The 24,360-nt window shown below is 70.9% G+C and carries 21 protein-coding genes and 1 pseudogene; 10 read left to right on the plus strand and 12 right to left on the minus strand.

Going from position 1 to position 24,360, the window contains the following annotated elements; translation table 11 throughout:
• Positions 1-29: 29 nt before the first annotated feature.
• Positions 30-401, minus strand: a pseudogene (locus OG226_RS51725) (MFS transporter); the annotation flags it as partial.
• A gap of 307 nt (positions 402-708) precedes the next feature.
• Positions 709-1,503 carry an SDR family NAD(P)-dependent oxidoreductase gene (locus OG226_RS43570; RefSeq protein ID WP_329352174.1) on the minus strand — a complete coding sequence of 265 codons (795 nt, stop codon included), beginning with the start codon at positions 1,501-1,503 and terminating at the stop codon, positions 709-711.
• Between the two features lie 373 nt (positions 1,504-1,876).
• Here OG226_RS43570 and OG226_RS43575 point away from each other — a divergent pair, with 373 nt between their 5' ends.
• Positions 1,877-2,479 (plus strand): hypothetical protein, encoded by a 603-nt coding sequence (locus OG226_RS43575; protein ID WP_329352175.1) that lies wholly within the window; start codon positions 1,877-1,879, stop codon positions 2,477-2,479.
• A 472-nt stretch (positions 2,480-2,951) separates the two neighbouring features.
• Here the strand turns inward: OG226_RS43575 and OG226_RS43580 are convergent, their stop codons facing one another.
• On the minus strand, positions 2,952-3,992 hold the full coding sequence (locus OG226_RS43580) for a zinc-binding alcohol dehydrogenase family protein (protein ID WP_329352176.1): 1,041 nt from the start codon (positions 3,990-3,992) through the stop codon (positions 2,952-2,954).
• A 166-nt stretch (positions 3,993-4,158) separates the two neighbouring features.
• Positions 4,159-4,521: a winged helix-turn-helix transcriptional regulator gene (locus OG226_RS43585; protein ID WP_329352178.1), complete on the minus strand. Its 363-nt coding sequence runs from the start codon at positions 4,519-4,521 to the stop codon at positions 4,159-4,161.
• A gap of 586 nt (positions 4,522-5,107) precedes the next feature.
• On the opposite strand from OG226_RS43585, the gene OG226_RS43590 reads away from it, so the two are divergent.
• The 3 genes from OG226_RS43590 (at position 5,108) to OG226_RS43600 (ending at position 7,259) form a co-directional block, all read left to right on the plus strand.
• Positions 5,108-5,407 (plus strand): hypothetical protein, encoded by a 300-nt coding sequence (locus OG226_RS43590; protein ID WP_329352180.1) that lies wholly within the window; start codon positions 5,108-5,110, stop codon positions 5,405-5,407.
• A gap of 40 nt (positions 5,408-5,447) precedes the next feature.
• Positions 5,448-5,663 carry a hypothetical protein gene (locus OG226_RS43595; RefSeq protein WP_329352181.1) on the plus strand — a complete coding sequence of 72 codons (216 nt, stop codon included), beginning with the start codon at positions 5,448-5,450 and terminating at the stop codon, positions 5,661-5,663.
• 315 nt (positions 5,664-5,978) lie between these two features.
• Positions 5,979-7,259: an AfsR/SARP family transcriptional regulator gene (locus OG226_RS43600; RefSeq protein ID WP_329352182.1), complete on the plus strand. Its 1,281-nt coding sequence runs from the start codon at positions 5,979-5,981 to the stop codon at positions 7,257-7,259.
• On the opposite strand, the gene OG226_RS43605 is transcribed toward OG226_RS43600, so the two are convergent.
• Positions 7,215-8,414 (minus strand): serine/threonine-protein kinase, encoded by a 1,200-nt coding sequence (locus OG226_RS43605; RefSeq protein ID WP_329352183.1) that lies wholly within the window; start codon positions 8,412-8,414, stop codon positions 7,215-7,217. The two genes, OG226_RS43600 and OG226_RS43605, sit on opposite strands and share 45 nt — an antisense overlap.
• Before the next feature lie 254 nt (positions 8,415-8,668).
• Between OG226_RS43605 and OG226_RS43610 the strand changes: the two genes are divergently transcribed.
• Positions 8,669-9,991 (plus strand): DEAD/DEAH box helicase, encoded by a 1,323-nt coding sequence (locus OG226_RS43610; RefSeq protein WP_329352184.1) that lies wholly within the window; start codon positions 8,669-8,671, stop codon positions 9,989-9,991.
• 26 nt (positions 9,992-10,017) lie between these two features.
• Here the strand turns inward: OG226_RS43610 and OG226_RS43615 are convergent, their stop codons facing one another.
• The 7 genes from OG226_RS43615 to OG226_RS43645 all read right to left on the minus strand — a co-directional run bounded on the left by OG226_RS43615 (position 10,018) and on the right by OG226_RS43645 (position 18,655).
• Complete coding sequence (locus OG226_RS43615; RefSeq protein ID WP_329352185.1) at positions 10,018-11,625, minus strand: MFS transporter; 1,608 nt, start codon at positions 11,623-11,625, stop codon at positions 10,018-10,020.
• A gap of 89 nt (positions 11,626-11,714) precedes the next feature.
• Complete coding sequence (locus OG226_RS43620) at positions 11,715-13,067, minus strand: alpha/beta hydrolase (protein ID WP_329352186.1); 1,353 nt, start codon at positions 13,065-13,067, stop codon at positions 11,715-11,717.
• Positions 13,068-13,255: 188 nt separating this feature from the next.
• Positions 13,256-14,116 (minus strand): PaaX family transcriptional regulator, encoded by an 861-nt coding sequence (locus OG226_RS43625; protein WP_328685088.1) that lies wholly within the window; start codon positions 14,114-14,116, stop codon positions 13,256-13,258.
• Positions 14,117-14,218: 102 nt separating this feature from the next.
• The gene (locus OG226_RS43630; RefSeq protein ID WP_329352187.1) at positions 14,219-14,767 is read right to left on the minus strand and encodes a hypothetical protein; all 549 of its coding nucleotides are present in this window, start codon (positions 14,765-14,767) and stop codon (positions 14,219-14,221) included.
• 327 nt (positions 14,768-15,094) lie between these two features.
• Entirely contained in the window at positions 15,095-17,197 is a 2,103-nt protein-coding gene (ligA, locus tag OG226_RS43635) for an NAD-dependent DNA ligase LigA (protein ID WP_443066956.1), read from the minus strand.
• 96 nt (positions 17,198-17,293) lie between these two features.
• On the minus strand, positions 17,294-17,896 hold the full coding sequence (locus OG226_RS43640; protein ID WP_329352189.1) for a hypothetical protein: 603 nt from the start codon (positions 17,894-17,896) through the stop codon (positions 17,294-17,296).
• A 111-nt stretch (positions 17,897-18,007) separates the two neighbouring features.
• Entirely contained in the window at positions 18,008-18,655 is a 648-nt protein-coding gene (locus tag OG226_RS43645; protein ID WP_329352190.1) for an Lrp/AsnC family transcriptional regulator, read from the minus strand.
• 171 nt (positions 18,656-18,826) lie between these two features.
• Here OG226_RS43645 and OG226_RS43650 point away from each other — a divergent pair, with 171 nt between their 5' ends.
• The 5 genes from OG226_RS43650 to OG226_RS43670 are packed head-to-tail and all read left to right on the plus strand — an operon-like array spanning position 18,827 to position 24,233.
• Complete coding sequence (locus tag OG226_RS43650) at positions 18,827-20,413, plus strand: ABC transporter substrate-binding protein (RefSeq protein WP_329352191.1); 1,587 nt, start codon at positions 18,827-18,829, stop codon at positions 20,411-20,413.
• Positions 20,414-20,432: 19 nt separating this feature from the next.
• Entirely contained in the window at positions 20,433-21,581 is a 1,149-nt protein-coding gene (locus OG226_RS43655; RefSeq protein ID WP_328685094.1) for an ABC transporter permease, read from the plus strand.
• A gap of 20 nt (positions 21,582-21,601) precedes the next feature.
• Positions 21,602-22,468, plus strand: a complete 867-nt coding sequence (locus OG226_RS43660) for an ABC transporter permease (RefSeq protein WP_329352192.1) — start codon at positions 21,602-21,604, stop codon at positions 22,466-22,468.
• The gene (locus OG226_RS43665) at positions 22,465-23,259 is read left to right on the plus strand and encodes an ABC transporter ATP-binding protein (RefSeq protein WP_329352193.1); all 795 of its coding nucleotides are present in this window, start codon (positions 22,465-22,467) and stop codon (positions 23,257-23,259) included. The genes OG226_RS43660 and OG226_RS43665 overlap by 4 nt, the downstream gene beginning before the upstream one ends.
• Positions 23,256-24,233, plus strand: coding sequence for an ABC transporter ATP-binding protein (locus OG226_RS43670; protein WP_329352194.1), 978 nt, complete (start codon positions 23,256-23,258; stop codon positions 24,231-24,233). The genes OG226_RS43665 and OG226_RS43670 overlap by 4 nt, the downstream gene beginning before the upstream one ends.
• Positions 24,234-24,360 lie beyond the last annotated feature (127 nt).

A 24,360-nucleotide genomic window follows, 5' to 3' on the forward strand; every position in this document is an offset into this window, starting at 1 on the left:
CGTACGAGGGCCGGTACCGCGCGTGGAGTTCAGGCGGTGCGGGCGTCCGCGGCGTCCGTCGCACGCGCCGTGTCCGTCGCGGTCGCGGTCGCGGGCCGGTCGTCCGTGGTGGTCTCGATCTCGGTCAGGTCGCGGTGCCGGGTCTCCTTGGCCAGGCCCACCGCGATCAGGGTCAGGACGACCGCCGCGATCACGTACAGGGCGATCGGGGTCGAGCTGTCGTAGTCGGCCAGCAGGGCGGTGGCGATCAGCCGGGCCGGGGCGCCCGCCGCGACCGAGGCGAACCGGGCGCCGATGGAAGCGCCGGAGTAGCGCATCCGGGTCGCGAACGTCTTGGAGAAGAGAGCGGCGGCTTGGGGTGCGTACATCGCGCCGTGCAGGATCAGACCGACCGAGCGGGCGGGCCGCGAAGCCCACGGCGTAGGTCAGGAAGGAGAGCGGGGTGCCGACGAACGGGTCGGAGTCGGGGAAGAGTCTGTTGAAGACGAGCGCCGCCGCGGAGCCGTAGAGGAAGAAGTCGTACCACTCGATGGTGGTGCCGATGAGGCTGGCGGCGGCGATGCGTCTGAGGTTGGCGGGGGGTGGGGGAGCGGGGGTTGCCGAGGCCATGTGCGCCACACGGTAGGAAGGGGCACGTCAGCGGTACATGTGGTGGGACACCATAGTTCTGGGGGACAAAGTGCGTGCGGCGACTATGAGTTGAGGGCGCTAGGGCAGGATCGAGTCGATGTATCCGCCGTCGACGCGCAGGGCTCCGCCCGTGGTGGCCGACGCCTGGTCGGAGCTGAGGTAGACCACCATGTGGGCGATCTCCTCGGGCTCGATCAGCCGTTGCAGGAGGGACTGCGGCCGGTGCTTCCGCATGAACTCCCGCTGGGCCTCCTCCCAGGGCAGGTCGCGGTCGACGAGTTCGTAGACGAAGTCCTCGACGCCGCCGGTGTGGGTGGGTCCGGCGATGACCGAGTTGACCGTCACGCCGGTGCCGGCCGCCTGCTTCGCGAAGCCGCGGCCGATGGCGAGGAGCGCGGTCTTGGACATGCCGTAGTGGATCATCTCGGCCGGGATGACGACCGCCGAGTCGCTGGAGATGTTCTGGATCCGGCCCCAGCCGCGTGCCGTCATGCCCGGCAGGTACATCCGGGTCAGCCGTACCGCGGCCAGCACGTTCACCTCGAAGTAGCGGCGCCATTCCTCGTCGCTGATCTCCAGTGGGTCGGCGGAGCCGAAGATGCCCAGGTTGTTGACGAGGATGTCCACCTCCGGCAGTGCCTCCAGGACACGCTGGGCGCCCTCCTCGTTCGCGACGTCGGCGGCCACGGGGACGAAGTCCGCACCGGGGACCTCCGCCGCGAGCCGCGCCACGCCCTCCGCGACCCGCTGCTCGTCCCGGCCGTTCACCCCGACCCGGGCGCCGGAGCGCGCGAGTCCGGCGGCGATCGCCGCGCCGATGCCCTGTGTCGAGCCCGTCACCAGGGCGGTGCGTCCGGTCAGATCGATCTGCATGTGGAACCAGTCCCCTTGTGTGTCTGCGTGTCCGCGTGTCCGTGCGGTCTTGTTCGTCCTGTGTGATGGCGCGTCTGCTGTCAGCCTGGCGGCAGGGTGATCGGGCCGCCACTTCGGCCGCTGGGGGCGGGCCCGGTGACGCTGGGGGTCGTGTGCCGCCCGCCCTTTGAAGTCCGGACCTGAATCCGACCCCTTCGGTGAACCTCCCCGTACCCCCGCGCGTAGCCAATGCGGCGCCCGCGGCGATCCCGTGGGCGCGTACCCATCGTCGACGGACAGGAACGGATGGACTCAATGATGAGATCCAGGACCGCGACGCGACTCCCGCTCGACCGCCCCGCCCGCTGGCTCACCAGCCGCGGGCGCGCTCGGCGTGGCGCCGGCACTCGGCGCGTTGCTGGCGTCGGGGGCGACAACGACCCTCGCCGCGCCGGCAGTTGCCGCGACGGGTGACGTCAAGTGCCCGTTCACGGACTGCGTACGGATCGCGCCGACGGCCGGTTCACCGGTCGCCCTCGCCTCCGACAACGCGGGCGCGCTGTACCTGGCGTACTCGGGAGGCGATCTGCTCAAGCTGGACCTGGCCAGCGGAGCGCTTGACACGGTCACCACCGGTCTGGGCAACCTCCGCGGAGTGGCCGTCGCCGACGGCAGCGCGTACATCACCACCTTCGACGGCACGCTCCAACAGGTCACCCTCGCCACGGGCGCTCGCCGCACCCTGGCCGCCGGCCTGCCCTCGCTCTGCGGTGTGGCCCGCTTCGGCACCACGACCTATGTCACCGACGGCAACGGAGAGATCGTCGCCGTCCCGGACGGGACATCGCGCGTGGTGGCCACGGGGCTCAGCTTCTCCTACGGCCTGGCGTTCGACGCGGAGACGCTGGGCATACCGCCGGGCACGGTCAAGTCCCGGCCGCACCTTGCCCTCAGGGCTCTCCGGGCCGCGTTGGCCGAGCGGGGGTACACCCCGTGAGCGGTCGGCGGCGCCGAAAGAGGGCGACGCCCGCCGGAACGCGGAGAGGGAGCGCCGACAGCCTCGGCACTCCCTTTCTCCTGCGGTGAACGACGTACGAGTACCCCTGGCTACTGAGCCACCCGATCCGCGGCGGTCTCGCGTCGAGTCGCCCGCCGGCGTGCCGCCTCCACCGCACTCCTCTCCTCCGGAGCAAGGCGATTCATGAGTCGTTCGTTGTTGACCCAGTCGTTCAGAAGGGCGTGAGAACCCCCAGGCTCAGGGAGTACGCCCACATACTTCGCCCTCGCCTGGTTCCGGTCCATTCATGTGCCCAGCTGAGCAGATGGCCTATTCTCTGCTCCTGCGTGAACCTCACCAATTGCATGCCCGTCACCTTTCGATGGTTACGAGAAGGCCTGTTCTCCCTCCGCCCTGCAAGCGGGGATCCGCTCTGTGAACGGGGCGGGGAAGAAGGAGGTTCACAGCGGACTCAGAATCCGGTGAGCGTCACCTTGCCGATGGCGCTGCCGGACTCCAGGATGCGATGCGCCTCGCGGAGGTTCGCGGCGTTGATCGTGCCGAGGTCCTGCGTGGCCGTGGTCTGCAGGGCGCCCTCGTCCACGAGTTGGGCGATCCGGTCGAGGATATGGTGCTGCGTCACCTGGTCCGGGGTCCTGAACAGGGAGCGCGTGAACATGAGTTCCCAGTGGAAGGAGATGCTCTTCGCCTTCAGCAGGCCGATCTCCACGGAACCGAAGTCGTCGATCGCCACCAGCCCGCCGAACGGCTTGAGCATGTCGGCGTACGCGGCGAGGTTCCGGTCCGTACCCGCGGTGCCGAAGATGTGGTCGACCCCGCCGGGCGCCACCTCGGCCACCTGCGCCGGCAGTGGACGATGGTGGTCGACCACATGTGTCACGCCCATACGACGCGCGAACTCGACGGTCTCCGGCCGGGAGGCGGTGCCGATCACGGTCAACCCGGTGAGGGCCCGGGCCAGTTGAGCGACCATGGCTCCCACACCGCCCGCCGCCGCGGTCACCAGCAGCGTGCCGATCTCCTCCGTGGCGCCCTCGCGCAGACCGAGGCGTTCGAACAACCCCTCCCAGGCGGTGAGGGAGGTCAGCGGCAGCGCCGCCGCCTCGGCGAAGGAGAGCGTGCCGGGCTTCCGGCCGACGATGCGCTCGTCGACCGTGTGGAAACGGGAGTTGGTGCCCGGTCGGTCGATCGCGCCGGCGTAGAAGACCTCGTCGCCGACCTCGAACAACTCCACCTGCTCGCCGACCGCGACGACCGTACCGGCGGCGTCCCAGCCGAGCACCTTGAGTTCTCCGCCCGGGTCGTTGCTCTGCCGGACCTTGTAGTCCACGGGGTTGACCGCGACGGCCTCCACCTGGACCAGCAGATCGTGCGGACCCGGCTCGGGCACGGGCAGTTCGACGTCCACCAGGCTCTCGGCGTCGTCGATCGGCAGGCTCTTGCGATACGCGACGGCGGGCATCGTCGCCGACTTCCGGGTCTCGCCCATCATGGATCTCCTCGACTCGTGCGGTGGGCCGACGAGGATCGGCGGCCACGACCCGCAAGGTACCTATCGGGAGGTAGTAACCATCAAGGGATCCTACTTCCCAAGAGAAACCATCCAGGTAGAGAGGCTGTGAGGAACTCCGCGTGTCGTCAGGGCAGGCCTCGTCAGGTCAGGCGGACTCCGGGAACCGGTCGATGTTCTGCTCCACCCAGCTGCGCAGATGGGAGAGCGGCGCGCAGGCGTCCCTGCCGAGCAGGGTCAGGCTGTACTCGACGCGGGGCGGGACCTCCGCGAAGATCGCGCGGTCGAGCAGGCCGTAGTCCTCCAGGCGGCGCAGCGTCTGGGTGAGGACCTTGGGGCTCACGCCCTGCAGCCGGGCGCGCAGTGCGCCGAAGCGCTGGGGCCCGTCCTCCAGGGCGCCCAGCGCGAGGGCGCTCCACTTGTTGGCGAGCAGGTCCAGCATGTCGCGGCAGGGGCAGGCCGCGGAGTAGACGCTCTTGGGGTCCTCGCAGAGGTCTGATGTCTGGTTCATACGCCAACAGTACCCAATGGGTACTAGTGTGCCTTGCGGGTAACCACCGACTGCCTCGTACGGTCAGGGCATGCCGGAATCCAGGGTGGGAATCCAGGTTTCGGGCCTCGGAACCGCCGATTGGGGCTGACATTTGAACGACGACGCCCTGCGCCTCCGACTGCTCGGCCGCGTGGAGTCGGCCGACGGGAACGGTGCCGTCACACTTCCGGGCGCCCTCTCCCGCGCGATCGTCGCCCGGCTGCCGCTCGCTGGGGAGCGTTCGTCCACCGCGACACCCTCATCGACGAACTGTGGGAGGACCACGAAGCGAAGGGCCCGGTCAACGCCCTCGTGACAGCCTCCGGCGACGACTTCGCCAGAGCGTGCACCCTCACGTGGGCGACTCCTACGCCTCCGGCCCCGGCATCCTGACCCAGGTCGACACCACGTGCGCCCGGTCCGACCAGAACCACCCGTCCTCCTCTCGGTAGCGAGGAACTGGCAGGGGACCGACGTCAGTTGCTTCAGCGCGACCACAACTGCCCTGTCCGGACCCCAGGGTTGGCGACCGCCACAACTGGACGCGCTCGGCGCGGACACGGACGTGGTCAGCGTGACCATCGGCGGCAACGCCCTCGGCTTCTCCAGCAACCTGGCCACCTGCGTCGGACTGGCCGTCAAGGACCCGACGGGCAACCCGTGCCAGACCTTCTTGACGAGCGACGGCACCGACCGGCTGGCGCAGCGCGTCGACGACATAGTTCCCACGATCGCCGACGCGCTGGACGCCCTACGGCAGCGGACTCCGTACGCCGAGGTCCTGGTGGCCGGCCGGCTATCCCGACCTGTTCCCGGACGACGGGGCCGGCTGCACCAGCTCCGCCGTACCGCTCGCCGCCGGTGACTTCGCCTACCTGCGGGACACCGAGAAGAAGCTCAACGCGATGATCGCGGACCAAGCGGCGGCGGACGGCGCGCGCTTCGTCGACACCTACACCCCGACGGTCGTACATGACATGTGCAAGCCGACCGGCGAGCGCTGGATCGAACCCCTCATCGCGCCGGCCCCGGCCGCGCCGGCCCACCCCAACGCCCAGGGCCAGCAGACCATGGCCGCCACGGTGGAGCATGCCGTCCGCTGCGCCGCGCACCGCCGATGACCTGAGCCGACGACCTGAGGGGAACGGGGGGCACCGGCTTGTTTTCCGACGCTTTCCCAATCATGGTGCCGCAGCGGGCTGAAAGGCCTTGTAGGGGGTACTCGGCTTTCTGCGGCACCCAGGGGTGCCGCTCTCCGAGAGAAAGAGAAAGCCGTGTACATAGGTATCGGTACCGTCGTCCTCATCATTGTCATCGTCGCTGTCGTCATGATGCTGCGCCGCGGCTGACCCGTGCCCCTCGTACGGCACGAGCAGCACGACCTGCCATAACCACAGCCCGCCCTGGATTCCCCTTTTCGGAACCCCCGGGCGGGCATGGTCACGATCGGCGCTGGTACGACTTCCGTCTTGTTCGGCCACTGGATCTCGGCAGCCCCTTGCAGCGCGCGGTACTGGTCCGGCTGCGGCTGCTGCTGCTGCTCGGCGAAGGACGCCGGTGCGGCCTCGACCACCTCGTCGACGCCCTGTGGGAAGAGCCACCGGGCAACGCCGTGCGCTCGGTGCAGACGTACGTCTACCGCATCCGCCTCCCGCTGGGCGAGGAACGTTCCCGACGGGAGACCACCCAGGGCGGATACCAACTCCGCATTCCGGAACGGGCCAGACCGCCTCCGCACTGCAGGCGTTCGACGCCGCGCTCGCCCTCTGGTCGGGGAGCCGCTGTCCGGCGTACCCGGCCCCTACGTCCGCCGACAGCGCGGAGGCTTCGTCGATCTACGACTCAACGCCCAGGCGGCGCAGCTGAGTTGCGCGGACGAACCGATCTCCCTGATCGCCGACCATCCGCTCCGCGAGGACCTGTACGCGCTACGCATGCGTGCGCTCTACCGCGCCGGGCGGACGACGGAGGCCCTGGCCGTCTACGCCTCGGCCCGCGAAACCCTGGTGGCGGAACTGGGCATGGATCGGGGGCCGGAACTGCGTGAGTTGTGGACCCGCATCCTCAGCGGCACCGAGCCCGAGGTCACTGAGCCGCGCCCCGAGGTACGACTCGCCTACGCCGCACCGTCGTTCGGTGTCCCTGCCCTGACCAGTCCTACGGCTCCTACGGCGTCGACCGATGCCATAGCCGCCGCCCCCGAAGCCGACCCGTCGGCGACCACACGGATCGAGGAGGCCCCGGCCCGCGTCCACCCACGGCAACTCCCCCCGGCACCCGGTGATTTCGTCGGTCGGGAGCGGTTGCTGGAGCGGCTCCGGCGTACGTTGCGGCCCAGCGGGGAAGCCCTGACGACGGCGGTGCTCAGCGGGATCGGCGGTGTGGGGAAGACCGCACTCGCGTTGCGCGTCGCCCACGGCATCCGCGGCGACTTTCCGGACGGGCAGCTCTCCATGGACCTGCGGGTCGACGGTGGCCAACCCGCCAACCCCGTAGACGTGTTGGTCGACTTCCTCCTCGCGCTCGGCAGGCCCGCCGCCGAGATCCCCGCGACGCCCACCGCCCAGGTGACCCCGCTGCTGACCGCGCACATGGACGAGGAGGAGAACACCATCCTCCCGTTGGCCGCCGAACATCTGAGCTTCGCGGGTGATCCCCCGCGGGGCGTGAGCCTACGGCGTGGCGGGGCTCGTGTTGCTGGGCGGATCCGTCGGTGATGTGTCCGCCGAGCTGTGGTCGGGGGAGAACCAGGCCAACCCGATCAGCAGCGCCCCGAGGAAGACCAGCACGGCGGCGACCGTGCCCACCGTCTTCGACCGGCGTACGGCGACACCACGACCGCCCGTGCGCTGCCGACGCCGGGTCCGGTGGGCCGGAGCGGTGCTGCCGCCGGCGCCGGTCGGGAAGGCGTACGTGGTCACGGAGCCAGGGCCGGAGCTGGAGGCAGGGCTGAGAGCCGCGTTCGGCCGGGGCTTCGCGGGTGCGTCCCAGGCGGTCACGTTCGGCTTCGGCTCGGGGCGCGGTGCGGCTGCCGGAAGAGGCTCGGGACGCCCCCTCCACGCGCCGGACGCGAACCACTCGGCCACCTGGCGCGCCGTAGGACGGTCCTCGGGGCGCTTGGCCAGGAGTCCGAGTAGATAGTTCTCGAAGGCGGGCGGGAGACCGACGCCGAGTTCCCGTGGAGGTACGGGCGGTGTGTCGAGGTGGTGGTGGAGGACGGCGATGGCGCTGCCGGCGCGGAACGGCGGTTGTCCGGTGAGGAGTTGGTAGAGCACGCAGCCGAGCGAGTAGACGTCGGACGGCGGCCCGGCAGACTGGCCCAGGGCGCGCTCGGGTGCGATGTAGAGGCTGGTCCCGACGATCTGGCCGGTCGCGGTGAGCGCGCCGCTCGGGTCGTTCATGAAGTGCGCGATGCCGAAGTCGGCGATCTTCACGGACCCGTCGGAGCCGAGGAGAAGGTTGCCGGGCTTGATGTCCCGGTGCACGATGCCCTGGTCGTGCGCCGCGCTGAGCCCCGCGGCCGACTGGGCGGCGATGTGCGCCACGTGCTCGGCCGGCAGGGAGCCCGCCTGGGCGAGCACGTGGGAGAGGCTGTCTCCCTCGACCAGCTCCATCACCAGGTACAGACGGCCCTCCTGCTCGCCGAAGTCCAGCACGCCGACCACATGGGGATGGCTGAGCAGGCCCGCGGTCTGGGCCTCCAGACGGAAGCGGGCGGTGGCGGTGGGCTCGGAGTTCTGGGAGTGCAGGAGCTTGACGGCCACCGGACGGCCGCCCATCTCGTCGTACGCCTGCCAGACCTCGCCCATCGCGCCGCGTCCGATGGTGGTGTTCAGCCGGTACCGGCCCGCTATCAGCACCTGTTGCTTCATCCTCACGCAGTGGAACGACTCGACTGCTGCAGGCCATGTCCCTTTGAGGGAAGGGGTGTTGGTGGGGTGGCGCAGCTGTCACAGCCTACTGGCGGAGAGACCGTCACCGACCGCGATCCCGCACATGCTCCGCTACGGCGGGCGGGCCGGAGGCGCGCTGGTAAAATGGGGGCACGCTTCGACGCCGCCGGGGCCCGTACCGAGGGGTACGGGCCCCGGCGCCGTTGCGGGCACTGGACTGAGGAAGGTTCCCCATGAACGCGAAGCCGCCGGTCGCCTCCTTCGGCGCGCTCGGACTGCCGCCCGAGCTGGTCGGGACGATGACCGGCCTCGGGGTGACGGAGCCGTTCCCGATCCAGACGGCGACGCTCCCCGACGCGCTGGCCGGGCGCGATGTGCTCGGCCGGGCACGGACCGGTTCCGGCAAGACGCTGGCCTTCGGGCTCGCGCTGCTCGTACGGCTCGCGGGCCGGCGAGCCGAGTCGAAGCGGCCGCTGGCCCTGGTCCTGGTGCCGACCCGGGAGCTCGCGCAGCAGGTCGGCGACGCGCTGGAGCCGTACGCGCGGACGATGGGCGTGCGGCTGGGGACAGTGGTCGGCGGCCTGTCGATCAACCGGCAGCAGGCAGTGCTGCGGACCGGCGTCGAGGTGCTCGTCGCGACGCCGGGGCGGCTGACCGACCTGGTGTCCCGCCGGGACTGCCTCCTGAACCACGTCCGGATCACCGTGCTGGACGAGGCGGACCAGATGTGCGACCTGGGGTTCCTGCCGCAGGTCTCGGAGCTCCTGGGGCAGATCCCTGCCGACGGCCAGCGGCTGCTGTTCTCGGCCACGCTCGACCGGGATGTCGACCAGCTGGTCAAGGACCACCTTCACGACCCGGTGCACGCGTCGGTCGACCGGGCGTCGGGCTCGGTCACGACGATGGAACACCATGTGCTGAACATCCACGCCGCCGACAAGTACGCGACGGCGACCGAGATCGCCGCGCGCGACGGCCGGGTGCTGATGTTCCTCGACACCAAGGCCGGCGTCGACCAGTTCACCCGCCACCTGCGGGCCAGCGGCGTCCGCGCGTCCGCCCTGCACAGCGGGAAGTCGCAGCCCCAACGCACGCACACGCTCGGCCAGTTCAAGGACGGCGAGATCACCGTGCTGGTCGCCACCAACGTCGCCGCGCGGGGCATCCACATCGAGGCCCTCGACCTCGTCGTCAACGTGGACCCGCCCGCCGACGCCAAGGACTACCTGCACCGCAGCGGGCGTACGGCGCGGGCAGGCGAGTCCGGGAGCGTGGTCACCCTCGTCACCCCCAACCAGCGGCGTGACGTGAACCGGATGATGTCCGACGCCGGTATCCGCCCGACCGTCACCCAGGTCCGCTCCGGCGAGGAGAAGCTGACGGCCATCACCGGCGCCAGACGCCCGCCGACCGAGACGAAGACCAGCACCGGCAACGCCCCCTTCCGTGGCATGGGCACCCGCCCGGGCCGGGCGGGCAAGGAGACCCGGAAGACCGCCGAGGCGCGCAAGGCGGCGGAGGCCCGCGCGGCGGCGAGGGTCCGCAAGAGCCGCTGATCTGCGGGGAGTTCGCCTCTACCGGCCTACGACTCCGGCGCGGAGGCGTCACGTGCGGCGGCATCGCCCTGTGTGGCCGTGTCGCCATCGGAAGTGGCACGGCCCCGGAGCGTGACCAGAGCCAGCAGCGCCGAGCACAGCGCGGCCGTACCGCAGACCACGAAGCCGATCGAGTAGCCGTGGCCGAGCGCGTCCAACGCGAGTGGATGCAGGTCGGCCAGCTTCGGCGAGGCCGCCGAGGCACCGTTCACCGCGAGCGGGCCGCCTTCTTCGAGTACGGCCGTGCCCGCGCCCTTCAGGGCCGGCGGCAGCGCGGAGCCGTGCAGGGAGTCGGAGAAACTGCTGGCCGCGCGGCTGAGGGCGACGGCGCCGATGACGGCCGGGCCGAGGGTGAAACCGAAGTCCCGGAGCAGGTTGGTGGTGGCGCTCGCCATGCCGGCCAGGTGGGTCGGCACGGTGTTGACGGCCGTCGCGGTGATCGAGGTGACGGTGACCGAGAAGCCCAGGCCGACCAGACCGAGCGGCACGATCAGCGAGGTGAAGGCGGTGTCGGTGATCGGCAGCGTGGCCGCCAGGTAGTCGCCCGCCGCGATCAACAGCAGCCCCGAGCCAAGGAGCAGACCCGGTGCGACCGTGCGCAGCAGTCGTTCCGTCAGGGGCAGCATCACCAGCGTGATGCCGTTGAGCAGGACGAACGCCAGGCCCGTCCGCATCGGGGCCTGGTCCTGCACCGGGCCGAGCCGGATGCTGACGGAGTAGGCGGTGCCCAGGAAGGCGAACATGCCCACCACGGCCACGATCGAGGCCACCGCGAAGGCACGGTTGCTGAACAGGTCGAGGCGCAGGAGTGGGGACTTGGCGCGCTTCTCGGCCAGGACGAAGGCGGCGAGGAACACGGCCGCGAGGACGAAGGCGATGACGATCGAGGGCGAGGCCCAGCCGTCCGTCGGGCCCTGGATAATGGCGTAGAGCAGAGCGAACAGGCCCAGACCGATGGTGACCTGTCCCGCTATGTCGAGTGAACGGCCCTCGGGCGCGCTGGAGTTGACGACGAACAGGGCACTGACGGCGGCGCTCGCCGCGGCGATGGCGGTGACCACGACGAACGACCAGCGCCAGGAGCCGTAGGTGGCGGTGACGCCGCCGAGCAGCGGGGCGAGGAATCCGCCGGTGGAGAGCAGGGCCGCCCACATCGCGATCACCCGGGCGCGCTGCGCGGGCGAGGTGGTGCCGGCGGCCAGGATGGCCAGCGAGGTGGGGAACAGGGCGGCGGCGCCGAGGCCCGCCAGGGCCTGCCCGGCCCAGAGTTGGTGGACACCGGAGGCGGTGGCACTGGTCAACTCGCCCACGGCCAGCAGCGCGGCGCCGCCGACCAGCAGCCGCTTACGGCCGAAGAGGTCGCCGAGCAGGCCGAAGGTCAGCTCCAGTACGGCGACCGGGAGCAGGAACGCGTCGGAGATCCAGGTGAGTTGGGAGCCGACCGGGTGCAGGTCGGACTGGAACAGCCCGTTGAGCGTGGCCGGTATGGCCAGGCCGATCTGGGCGAGGCAGACGGCGAGGAGACCGGCGACCAGGGTGCCGGTGGTCAGACCGGGGCCGGTGGCGGAGGTCCTGGTGGAGGGTTCGGTCGTCATTGACACGGAGGGCTCCTGGGGCGCGCGGGCTGGGGACGGGGAGAGGGCCGGGGAGGGTCGGGAAGAGCTGGGGTGAGAACGCCGCGGGATCAGCGGGTACCGGTCAGTCGGCTCGGCCGGTAGTCGGTGAAGGCGGCGCCGTCGAGCCCCAACTCGTCTGCACTGCGCTGGAGTTGGGCGGCCGTGGTGGCGTCGCCCCAGTGCCGGGTGTCCAGCCGGTGTTCCACGGCGTGCAGACCGGCGACCACTTCTGCGGTGGTGAAGTTGCAGTGGCTCTGGCGGGACACGTAGGCCTGGCGCAGGAGTTGGGAGTCGCCGGCCGCGCGCACCCGCCCGGCGAAGGCCGACTCCTGTTCCACGGGCACCAGTTGGTCGGCGGTGGTGTGGAGGTCCAGCAGCGGAACGGCCAGTCCCTGTCCGGCGGTCGAGGTCCGCTTCAGGTGGGCGACCGCGGCCGGGTCGGCGGTGATGTCCGCGCCGCGGGTGAGCCGGTTCAGGTCGGTGCGCAGGTCGAGGCCCGCGTCACGGTAGAGCGACTCGACCTGCTTGACTTGGGCGGACCCGCGCAGCAGCCCGGTGTAGTCGACGCCCTTGTTCCAGGACGTGTTGCCGCCGGCGGACTGCTCCACCGACCAGCGCGCAGGGACGATGAACGACAGCAGGCCCTGGGCCAGCCACGCGTACTGCTGCCGCTCCTGGCCCGCGAAGTCGCCTCGCGCGGGCGGCAGTTGACCGGGAGCCCAGTCGGCCAGATTGAGATAGGCGGCGGCCAGCGCGATCCGGGCCCGGCCCGCCGGGGTCTCCTGCGCCGTCTCCACGGCCGTCGTGAGCCGGGCGGCGAGGGCGGCGCCGTCGGCCAGGCTGTCGAGGTTCACCAGGTCATCGGCGTCGGCGGGGTCGAAGAACGTGGCCAGGGTGTACTCGGCGTCCAGCTGGTAGTTGTCCAGATCGACCCCGCCCGCGACCAGGCCGCACAGGCCGAGCGCACCGTCGACGCGGCCCGCGCCGTCCCGGGCGATCCGGGCGTTGACGAGCCCGCCCATCGACTGGCCCACCGAGATGACCCGGGTAGGTGTGCCGACCTGTCGGCGAAAGGCGGTGAGGGCGGCGAACTGGTCCCGCTCGGCCGAGTCGAGCGCCCACATCGAGCCGTTGGGGTCGTAGGAGGACCCGGCGAGGGCGTAACCGGCGTCCAGCAGGGCCTGGCTCGCGGCGGGCGAGGGCGCGTCGGCGGCGGTGGTCGGGCCGAAGCCGTGGCTGAACAGCAGCAGGGTGCCGTTCCACTGCTCGGGCGTGTCCGCGATCCAGGTGGCGCCGTCGGTCAGCGTGCCGGAGTAGTGCCCGGCGGTGGCGGCCTGGGCGCCGGTCGCCGGACCGATCAGGGCGGTCGCGAGAGCGGTAGCGCAGGCGGCGGCGAGGGTCGAGAAACGGGGTCGGGACATGACGGCGGCTCCGCGAGTCGAGTCGGACCGATGGGGGAGCGTGCGGGACGTTCGCGTTGGGAGAGCGGTGAGAATGTAGGGCTCTTTTTTCATGGCCGTCAAGAGAGTGACCAATAATGAGGCAGGTGAATCCGTGTATGGGCACACGGGGGCCGGGGGTGGACGCAAGTGGGTCCGCTGGGTGTGGATCAGTCCAGGGTCATGGTGTCGAGCAGCCGGACGGCCGCTCGCGCCGCCGGTCGCTCCCAGCGACTGGCCAGACCGCGGAAGACGGTCTCCGCCTGCGCGGCGGGCCAGTCTCCGGGAAGGTGCTCGGCCGGCAGATGCGGATCCCGTCGTACGAGATCCAACCAGTCGGTGTGCAGCAGGAGTTGACCGGCGAGATCGTCACCGGAGGTCGCCGCCGGCAGGGGGTCGGTGCGGTCCCAGCGGTCAAGGAACGCGCGGTACCGGGCGCCGATGGCCGGCACGTCGAAGGCCTGCTCCAGCACCTCGCGGACGTCGGTCGGCGACTCCACCTCCGCCCGGAACACCCGCAGATACGGCTCCAGGCCGAGCCCCGCGACCATCTCGCGGACGTCGACCGGCGCCGGGGCCACCCACAGACCGTTCTGCAGCAGGCCGAAGCCCGCCCAGATCAGCCGGGAACGCAGATCGTGCCGTTCGCGGCTCCACGCCTCGGGCAGCGAGAAGCCCACCATCGTCCAGCGCCCGTCCCAGTCCCGGTTCACCGCGCCGGTCTGCCAGATGCGGTCCCTGCCGTCCGTCAGCACCTGCACGGCGTGCGGTGTCAGCGCGAAGTACGTCTTCCGGCCCTGGCGGCGCCGCTCCAGCAGATCGCGCTTGACCATCCGGTTCAGGGTGGTTCGCACGGCCTCCTCGGTACTCCCCACCCGCCCGAGAGCGGCGATCACGCTGCCCGACGACACGGCGACGGGCCGCCCCAGCACATGAGCACCGAAGAAGGTCAGCATCAGGGACTGGGTGCGCGGCTCGGGTCCGCTCTCGGCGGCGGGTCCGGGGGCGACGTCAACACTGGTCACGGGCACAGCGTAGGCCCGGGGCGGGCACGTGGAGCCTCTGTTCCGTGAACTGTGTCGTTTCTTTAACGGCAATCGGTGATTAGCCGAAGGTCAAGGGGAGCGGCCGACTCAGAAGGCGAACGCCTCGGTCAGGCGCAGGTTGTAGCCGTCCTCTTCCATCAGGACGACCGTGACGCCGAACGGGGACGGATGGTCCAGTTCGAGGGGAGTGAAGGCGTAGTCGACCGCTGCCTGGACAGGCGGTACCAGTCTGCCGTCCGGCTGGGGAGCCGGGGCCGGCTGCCACTGTGGTTCGGCGGAGGACGGGTCCTCTGTGTAGGGGAACTGGTGGAGCGTGTGGCCGTCCTTCGTGGCGTGCACCATGTTGAGGCAGGGGGACGGGCCGTCGCCGGGGAGTTCACAGGCGGTGGCCACGTCCTGGGTCTCCCAGGCGAGCACGATCTCGTCGGCGTTCGCCGCCGCGGCGATGTTCGACAGCGACGCGATCGCCGTGAGCGCGTCCTCGCCGGACCTGACCGGGCGCAGCCAGATCAGGCCGACCAACTCGCCGCGCACCAGCGGCATGATGACCGGGCGGGGCACGGCGCCCTCGCTGAGACCCGCGACGTACGCGCTCTTCATCGACTCCGTCAGCGCGTCGAACGTACGCGTGTCCATGAACTCCCCATCCGCAGCGGCTGTGTGGCGTCCATTCTGCCCCGGTCGCGGAGTGCGCGAGGTCGCACCTGGGAGTGAAAAGAAGGCCCCGGCCGGACGGGGGAGACCAGCCGGGGCCGTACAGGGTGGCGTGCGGAGGGCGGTCGCCTCTCGGCGAGGGGCTCCATGGGGCTTCAGCCGGACGATCGTCCCCATGGGCTGTAGGTGAGGCCCGGGGACACTGTCCCCTCCGCAGCCACGTACATATGAACGGGCGACCCGGCCCACTTGTTCCCGCTCAGGCCCCGTCGGGGACTGTGAGCTGCGGAACACTCCGCGCGGCAGGGCTCAGTTGAGGTAGTCGGCGATCAGGGCCGCGAACTCGTCGGGCGTGGCGAGACGGATGCCGAGAGTCTCGGCCTTGGCCCGCTTCGAGCCCGCGTTCTCGCCGGCCACGACCAGGGTGGTTTTCTTGGAGACGCTGGAGGAGGAACGGCCACCGGCGCGCTCGACGAGTTCGTTCATCTGGTTGCGGCTGAGCTTCTCCAGGGGGCCGGTCATCGCGCCGGTGACGACCACCGTCATCCCGGCCAGCGGCCCGTCGTCGGCCGTGGCCGCGGCCTCTGTGCCGTCGGCGACCGCGTCGTCCGTCATGGGCGCGGGCGGGGTCGCACCGGGCTCCGTCATGTTGACCCCGGCGGCGACCAGTCTGTCGATGAGCGGGGCGAGTTCGACGAGTTCGGCGACGATCGACGGGGCCTTCTCCGTGCCGATGCCGTCGACCCGCTGCATGGATTCCGCGTCGGCGGCCCGGATCTCGTCCATGGTCGCGAAGTAGCGCGCGATACGGCGGGACATGGAGCGGCCGGTGCCCCGCACCCCGAGCGCGCACAGCACCCGGGACAGCGGCTGCCCCTTGGCCGTGGTGATCGCGGCGAGGAGGTTGTCGGTGCTGGTCTCGCCCATCCGCTCCAGGTCCAGGAGCTGCTCCCGGGTGAGGGCGAACAGATCGGCGAGATCGGCGACCAGACCGGCGTCGACGAGCTGGACGACACGGGTGTGGCCCAGGCCCTCGATGTCGAGCTGGTCGCGACCCGTGGCGTAGGAGAGGGCGGCGACCAGATGGCAGTTGCGGCCCTGTTCGCAGCGCCAGCGCAGTTCGCTGGTGTCGATGCCGGAGCCGCAGCGCGGGCACACCTCGGGGAACACGATCGGCTGTTCCTCGCCGGTGCGCAGATGCGCGACCGGGGCCTCGATGCGGGGGATCACGTCACCGGCGCGGTGCACCATGACGTGGTCGCCCAGGCGCAGGTCACGGCGGGTGATGTCGCCCGGGTTGTGGAGCGTGGCGTAGGTGATGGTGGCGCCGTCGATCTCGACCGGCTCCAGGACCGCGCGCGGGGCGATGATGCCGGTGCGGCCCACGTTCCACTCCACCTCCAGCAGCCGGGTGATCTTCTCCACGGCGGGCAGCTTGTAGGCGATCGCCCAGCGCGGGGCCCGCGTCCCCGACCCGGCGGCCTGCTGGTCGGCGGCGAGGTCGGCCTTGATGACGATCCCGTCGATCCCGAACGGCAGCTGGGCCCGCAGCGCGGCGATCTCCTGCACCCGGGCCAGTACCTCCTCGACCGTGTCGGCGGTGATGCCGGGCACGGCGGTGGTGGCCGTGGTGTTGACCCCGTAGGCCGCGGCCTGGATCATCAGCTCGCTGTGCGCGAGCCCCGGCAGCCGTGCCGCGAGGTCGGCCTCGGTGTCCGGGAGGGGCAGCAGGCCGTAGCCGAAGAACGTCATCGGCACCGTGTAGGCGCGCTCCTTCGCGCGCAGCGTGCCCGCGGAGGCGCCGCGCGGGTTGGCGAAGGGCTGGCCGCCGTGCGCGGTGCGGACCTCGTTGCCGTGCTCGAACTGGGCGGTGGTCATGAGGACTTCGCCGCGCACCTCGACGGTGACCGGCTCGGCCAGCTCCTGCGGCAGGCCCTCGATGGTGCCGATCGCGTGGGAGACGTCCTCACCGGCCGTGCCGTCGCCCCGGGTGATGAGGCGGGTGAGCCTGCCGCGCGTGTACCGGGCCGCGATCGCCAGGCCGTCCAGCTTCGGCTCCACGCTGAACCGAGTGACCTCGTGGTCGATTCTTCGAGCCACCGACGCGGTCCAGGTGCTGAACTCCTCCGGGGAGAACACGTTGTCCAGGCTCAGCATCGCCACCGTGTGCGGGACATCGCCCTCGACCGCGCCGCCGGCCACCTTCCCGGTGGGCGAGTCGGGCAGCACCTGGTCGGGATTCTCGGCCTCCCACGCGGCGATGCCGCGCACCAGCCGGTCGTAGGAGTCGTCGTCCAGCGCGGAGGTACCGGCGGCGTAATAGGCGGCCGACGCCTTCACCGCGTCCTCGACCGCCTGCGCGTAGGCGGCGGCATCCACGATCACAGCTGCAGGAGTTGTCATGACTCCCATCCTGCCTCCCACCACTGACAATGCCCCGGGCCGAACGCGCCGCGGCCTCCTCGCCCGCCCACGGGAGGGCGGGCGAGGAGGCCTTCGTGCCGGTGCTCAGCCGAGCCCGCGGCTGTATGCCCAGGCGGTCGTGTTCAGGGTGTCCTCGAACCCGCTGAACGGTTCCTGCGGGGTGTACGAGTCGGTGGTGAAGTCGACGTCCACGTCGTCCGCCGTACCGCCGATCCCGTCCGCCCCGATGCCGAGCGTCTGGGCGATGCCGCCGCCCTGGTCCATCAGGTTCGCGGTGTCGTCGTACTGGTCGGTGTGCCAGTTGCCCGAGAAGTGTCCGATCTCGTGCGTGATGCTGTTGCCGAGCCCCCGCCCTATGAAGCCGATCTTGTCGCTCTGCGGTCCCAGGTAGGTGTTGAGCGAGTTCGGGTTCGGCGCCGCCGCGCTCAGCAGGTCGAGCAGGACGAGGGCGGTGTCCTCGTGGCCGTAGTTGCCGGGGTCGATCGAGGACGCGATGCCGATGGTCGGGATGCCGGACTCGGCGATGGTGCCGCCGACGACGACCCGACTGACGTTGGGCTGGTCGAACGGGTCAGGATCGTCACGGCTGTTGAGGACTCTGACGGCGAGGTGCGGGTCGGTGCCCTTCGCGGCCAGGTCGGTGGCGATGTTCACCTTCACGGAGGCCACGACGGCGTCGATGACCACACCGCGCCGCGGGGCACCTGTCCCTCATGGCAAGCGCCACGCCGTCGGCATCCCTCACGGAAGGCGCCGCGCCCCCCACGCATCCCCGGCGGCAAACAGCGCGCGCCCCCGTCAGTCCTCCGGCTCGGACGTGCGTTGCAGATCGGCCCGTCCCTCCGCCGTCCGGATGAAGCGGGTCATCCCGAACTGGCTTGTTCCGGCGGCATCTTGGAGGCTGCCGGGAGCCGATTCGGTGGAGCGGGGCGTGGCCGGCAGGACGTACGGGCGGCGGAGCACCTCGTCGAGGATGATCACGGTCTCGGTCGCGCGGACCGCGGGGATGGTGGAGAGACGGTCGGTGACCAGGCGGTGGACGGCGGTGACGTCGGCCACCCGGATCTGGATCATGGCGTCGTGCTCGCCGGTCGTGACGGCGCAGTACTCCACCTCCGGCATCTGGGCGAGCGCGGTACGGAACTGCTTCCACAGCTCCTGGCGGACCGTGACGAAGATCAGGGCGCAGATCTCAAGACCGACCCGGTTGTGGTCGACGCGCGCGCTGAAGCCGCTGATCACGCCGTCGGCGCGGAGGGCTTCGAGGCGGGTGTAGGCGTTCGCGCGGGAGACGCCGACACGCTCCGCGAGGGCCGCGACGGAAATACGGCCCTGGGTGCGCAGCACGTCGAGGATCTTGAAATGCACCGAATCCAGGGCAAGACCGATGCCGATCCGTCCAGAGCGGCGCTCGCCCGGGGTCTCCGGGGTCGACAGATCTTCCATGTTCGCGCCTCTCCGTTGCATTACGTCTCGCGCTGGTCCCGTCCGCCGAGAGTCCTGGTTAGTTTCAGCCAACCCTAACGGCGAATCGTCCAGGTCCCCTCCCGGCATCCGCCCGCACCCGCACGGCCTTCTTCCGCTCCGCCCTGCTCTGTCTTGCCCACGGAGGCACGCATGCCCAGATTCAGCGCCGGGTCCTACCCGGTGGCACTTCCTCTCGTCGCGGTCGCGGCGCTCGCCCTGAGCGCCTGCTCCGGCGGTACGAGCGCCTCCGGTTCCTCGGCCGGCAAGACCCTGGTCGTCGACACGTCGTTCAACCTGAAGACCGCCGACCCGGGCCGCGAGTTCGAGCCGACCGGGCAGATCGTGGACAAGGCGCTGTACGAGACGCTGCTGTCCTTCAAGGGCTCCGACGTCACCAAGCCGGTGCCGGGCCTCGCCTCCTCGTACGAGCAGTCCAAGGACGGCAAGACGCTCACCCTGCACCTGCGGACGGGCGCGAAGTTCGCGGACGGGAGCGCGGTCACCGCCGACGACGTCGTCTTCTCGCTGAACCGGGTGATCGCGCTCAAGGGCAACCCGTCGTTCCTGCTCGACGGCGTCACGGTCACCAAGACCGACGCGTCCACCGTCACCCTGGTGTCGAAGAAGGCGAACCCGGCGCTGCCCTTCATCCTCCCCAACCCCGCGCTCGGCATCCTCAGCGCGAAGACGGTCCAGGCCCACGGCGGCTCGGCGACCGCGACGGACGCGGCGGAGAAGTACCTCAACACGACGTCGGCGGGCTCCGGGCCGTACACCCTCACCTCGTTCAACACGAACACCCAGGTCGTCCTGACCAAGAACCCCCAGTACACCGGCTCCGACAAGCCGACCTACGACAAGATCGTCATCCGCAACGTCCAGGCCCCCACCCAGAAGCTGAACGTCCAGCGCGGCGACAGCCAGATCGCCCTGGACCTCACCTCCGACCAGGTCAGCGGGCTCGGCGGCGGGCTCAAGGTGGACAGCGGCGCGTCCTCGGACGTGATCTTCCTGCTGCTCAACCGGAACACCAAGGTCAGCAGTACGACGGCCAACGCGAAGTTCGCGGAGGCGGTGCGCAAGGGCATCGACTACAAGAGCCTGCTGTCGCTCGCGGGCACCGGTTCCGTCCAGCCCGCCGGGATCATCCCGTCGACCTTCCTCGGCGCGCTCCCCGCCTCCGAGGCCGTGGGCCGTGACCTGGCCGGGGCGAAGGCGGCGCTCAAGGCGAGCGGTATCGCCAAGCCGTCCGTGACCCTCGGCTACGCCAGTGACCTGACCGTCGACGGCCTGTCCCTGCAGACCCTCGCCGAACGGGTCCAGGCCCAGCTGAAGGAGGTCGGCATCACCGTCACGCTCGCCCCCGCGCCGACCACCACCGAACTCGACAACTACCGCAACGGAAAAGAGCAGTTGGGCCTCTGGTACTGGGGCCCGGACTACCCGGACCCCAGCGACTACCTGACCTTCCTCCCCGGCGACCTGGTCGGCCTCCGCGCGGGCTGGAAGGCCGGCGCCGACCCCGCCCTCACCGCGCTCGGCGACAAGGCGGCGACGACGATCGGCGACGACACCCGCAAGACCCTGTACGAGCAGATCCAGACCCGCATGAACGCCTCCGGCCCCTTCATCCCGCTGATGCAGCCCAGCCGGAACACCGTCTCCGCCGCGTCCGTGACCGGCGTCGCCTACAACCCCGTGTGGACGATCGATGTCGCCGCGCTGGGCGCGAAGTAAGGGGACGGGGGACGAAGGGGTGGGTGCCGAGGACGCCGACGGCGTGGGCGCGGGCGACCGCCTCCACACCGGCGGCGGCTCGGGCGGCGGTGACCGTCTTCGCACGGGCCGCCCGACGGCCCGCCGCCCCCGTCGTCTCCTCGCCCGCCACCCCCTCGCCCGTTTCCTCCTTCGCCGTACCGCCACCGCAGCCCTGCTCGCCCTCGGCGTGACCCTGGTGACGTTCATCCTCACCAACCTGGTCCCGGGCGACCCGGCGGCGGCGAACCTCGGCCAGCGGGCGATCGGCGACCCGGCGATCGTCGCCCAGTTCCGCCACCACTACGGCCTCGACAAGCCACTGCCGGTCCAGTACGTCACCTACCTCGGCAACCTCCTCCACGGCGACCTCGGCGAGTCCCAGCAGAGCCACCAGTCCGTCCTCACCGACCTGTCGACGGCCGTTCCCGCCACCCTCGAACTCGCCGGCGCCGCGATCGTGGTCTCCCTGATCGTGGGCGTGGCCTTCGGCGTCATCGCCGCACTGCGCCGGGACCGCCTCACCGACCAACTCCTGCGCGTGGTAAGCCTGTTGGGAGTCTCGGTGCCGACCTTCTGGCTGGCCCTGCTCGCCTTCTACGTCTTCTTCTACCGCCTCGGCTGGGCCCCGGGCAGCGGTCGCCTCGACCCCGGCATGGCAGCCCCGCCGCACGTCACCGGCTTGTACACGGTCGACGCGGCACTGGCAGGACAATGGCCGGTGTTCTGGAGTGCGGTGGGCCATCTCACCCTCCCCGCACTGGTGTTGACGGCCTACACGGTCGGCCTCCTCACCCGCTTCACCCGCTCGGCCGTCCTCGAAGTACTGAACCAGGACTACGTCCGTGCGGCCCGCGCCAAGGGCCTCCCCGCCCGCACGGTCCTCTTCCAGTACATCCTCCGCGCGGCCCTCGTCCCCGTCATCACGGTCGCCGGACTGGCCTTCGGCGCCCTCCTCTCCGGCACCGTCCTGGTCGAGTCGATCTTCGCCTGGCCGGGCCTCGGCGCCTACGCCTACCGCAGCGCGACCACCCTCGACCTCCCCGCCGTGATGGGCGTCGGCCTGGTCGTCGGCCTGGTCTACCTGACCGTCAACCTCGCCGTGGACGTCCTCTACGGCGTGATCGACCCGAGGGTGAGGGTCCAGTGAAACGCAGTCATGAGGGTGCGGTGAAACGCAGTCCGCTACGACGGCTGCCGCCCGCCTGGCGCAGGCCGCTCGCGGTGACGGGCGGTCTGGTCGCGCTGTTCTGGCTGGTCATCGTCCTCGCCGCCCCGCTGCTCGCCCCGCACGACCCGCTCGCGCAGAACCTGCCCCGGCTGGCCGCCCCCGGCGCCGGCCACTGGTTCGGCACGGACGAGCTGGGCCGGGACGTGCTGAGCCGGGTGCTGTACGGCGCCCGGGTCTCCATCCCGCTCGCCCTCCTGCTGGTGGCCATGTCGCTGCTGGTCGGCGGAGTGCTCGGGGCCTGCGCCGGGTTCTTCGGACGCTGGGTGGACGAGACAGTGATGCGGATCGCGGACCTGGTGTTCGCCTTCCCCACCGTCATCCTGGCGATGGTGGTCGCCGCCGCGCTCGGCGCCAGCCTGCAGAACGCGGTACTGGCCGTCCTGGTCGTCTCCTGGCCGTCGTACGCACGCGTCACCCGGGGCCTGGTCATGGGGCTGCGGAACCGTGAATTCGTGCTCAGCGGACGGCTGTTGGGCTTCTCGGCCTGGCGCTCGCTGCGCGTCGACGTCCTGCCCAATGTGCTCGGCCCACTCCTCGTCCTGGCCACCCTCGACATCGGCACCGCGACGCTGCTGCTGTCCGGGCTGTCCTTCCTCGGGCTCGGCGCGAAACCGCCGACCGCCGAGTGGGGCGCGATGGTGGCGGACGGAACGCAGCAGTTCGACAAGTGGTGGATCGGGGTCTTCCCCGGCCTGGCGATCCTCACGGTCGTCCTCGCCTTCAACTTCCTCGGCGACACCCTGCGGGACGCCCTCGACCCGGGCACCGCCCGCACGATCGGCGCGGAGAAGGAGCGTGTGGCATGACCGACGGCGACACGGTCGACGTACTGAAGATCAGTGGCCTCACCCTCGACCTGGGCGGTGCCCGCATCCTCGGCGGTGTCGACCTCGCGCTCCAACCCGGCCGTATCCACGGGCTCGCGGGGGAGAGCGGTTCGGGCAAGACCATGACCGGGCTGGCTGTGCTCGGCCTGCTGCCGCCCGGCGCGCGCACCGGCGGGCGGATCGAGTTCGAGGGAACCGACCTGCTGACCCTGCCGGCCCGCCAACTAACCGCGCTGCGCGGGCAGTCGGTGAGCATGGTGTTCCAGGACCCGTCCACCAGCCTGCACCCGATGCTCAGCATCGGCCACCAGCTCACCGACCACCTGCGCCATCACCTGAGGCTCAGCCGCAAGGCGGCGAAGGAACGGGCCGCCGAACTGCTGACACAGGTCCGTATCCCCAACCCCCGTGAGGCGCTGGGTCGTTACCCGCACCAGTTCTCCGGCGGCATGCGTCAGCGCATCGCGATCGCCATCGCGCTGGCCTGCGAACCGAGGGTCCTGATCGCCGACGAGCCGACCACCGCCCTCGATGTCACCGTGCAGGCAGGGGTGTTGCGGCTGCTGCGCGGTCTCTGCGACGACCTCGGACTCGCCGTCCTGCTGGTCACCCACGACCTGGGCGTGATGTCCGCGATCGCCGACGAGGTGAGCGTGATGCGCCACGGCCTGGTCGTCGAGACGGGTCCACGCGGCCGGGTCCTCACCGACCCGCAACACGACTACACCCGCACGCTCTTGGACGCGCTCCCCGGAAGGAGCACCGTATGACGACCAGCCCGCCGCCCCTCACGACCCCCCGATCGACGGCCCCTCTCCTCTCGGTCGACGACCTCGTGGTCCAGTACAACCGGCCGGGCGCACCCCCTACCCGGGCCGTCGCCGGGGTCAGCCTCCAGGTGCGGGCCGGTGAAGTCGTCGGCCTGGTAGGGGAGTCGGGCTGCGGCAAGTCGACGCTGGCCCGCGCGGTCTGCGGCCTCACCGCACCCGCGGAAGGCCGGATCACCTACGACGGCACCCCGGTACGCCCGTTGCGGGTACGCCGCCGCGAACAGGCCCTGACCGGCATCCAGATGGTCTTCCAGGACCCGTACGGCTCCCTCAACCCCCGGCGCCGGGTGGGTTCGCAGATCGCCGACGGCATCCGCACGGCGGCCGGGCGGGGTGAGTCGGCGGCCGAACTCACCACCCCGGAGGACCTGTTGACCCGGGTCGGCCTGCCGACGAGCGCCGCCGATCGCTACCCCCAGGAGTTCTCCGGCGGCCAACGCCAGCGCATCGCCATCGCCCGCGCCCTCGCCGCCCGACCCCGCCTGCTCGTCGGCGACGAGCCGATCTCCGCGCTGGACGCTTCCGCTCAGCTCCAAGTGGCCACGCTGATGCGGTCGTTGGCCGTCGAGTCGGGTGCCGGGCTGCTGTTCATCAGCCACGACCTGTCCGTCGTACGGCTGATCGCGGACCGGATCGCCGTGATGTACCTCGGCCGGATCGTGGAGACCGGCCCCACGGCCGAGGTCTGGGCGGACCCGCGCCACCCTTATACCCAGGCGCTGTTGGCCGCCGTACCGAAGCCGGACGGGGCGGGAGTCCTGCCGGCCGAACTCCCCGGCGATGTCCCCGACCCCGCCGACCCGCCGAGCGGCTGCCGCTTCCATCCGCGCTGCCCGCTGGCCTTCGACGGTTGCGACCGGGAGGAGCCGGAGTTGATCGCGGGGGGTGTCGCGTGTCGGTTGTACGCGGCGTGAACGGGAGTGGGGTGGCTGCGCGGGCGGTGGCGGGTCGCGGGCGGGGCTGATCCTGATCCGGATACGGCGATGATCCGGGCTGGTGCTGGTGCCTGGTCGGCGGGCGATGTCGATCCGGGCCGGTGCG

This window comes from Streptomyces sp. NBC_01261 (genome assembly GCF_036226385.1).
Taxonomy (GTDB): Bacteria; Actinomycetota; Actinomycetes; order Streptomycetales; family Streptomycetaceae; genus Streptomyces.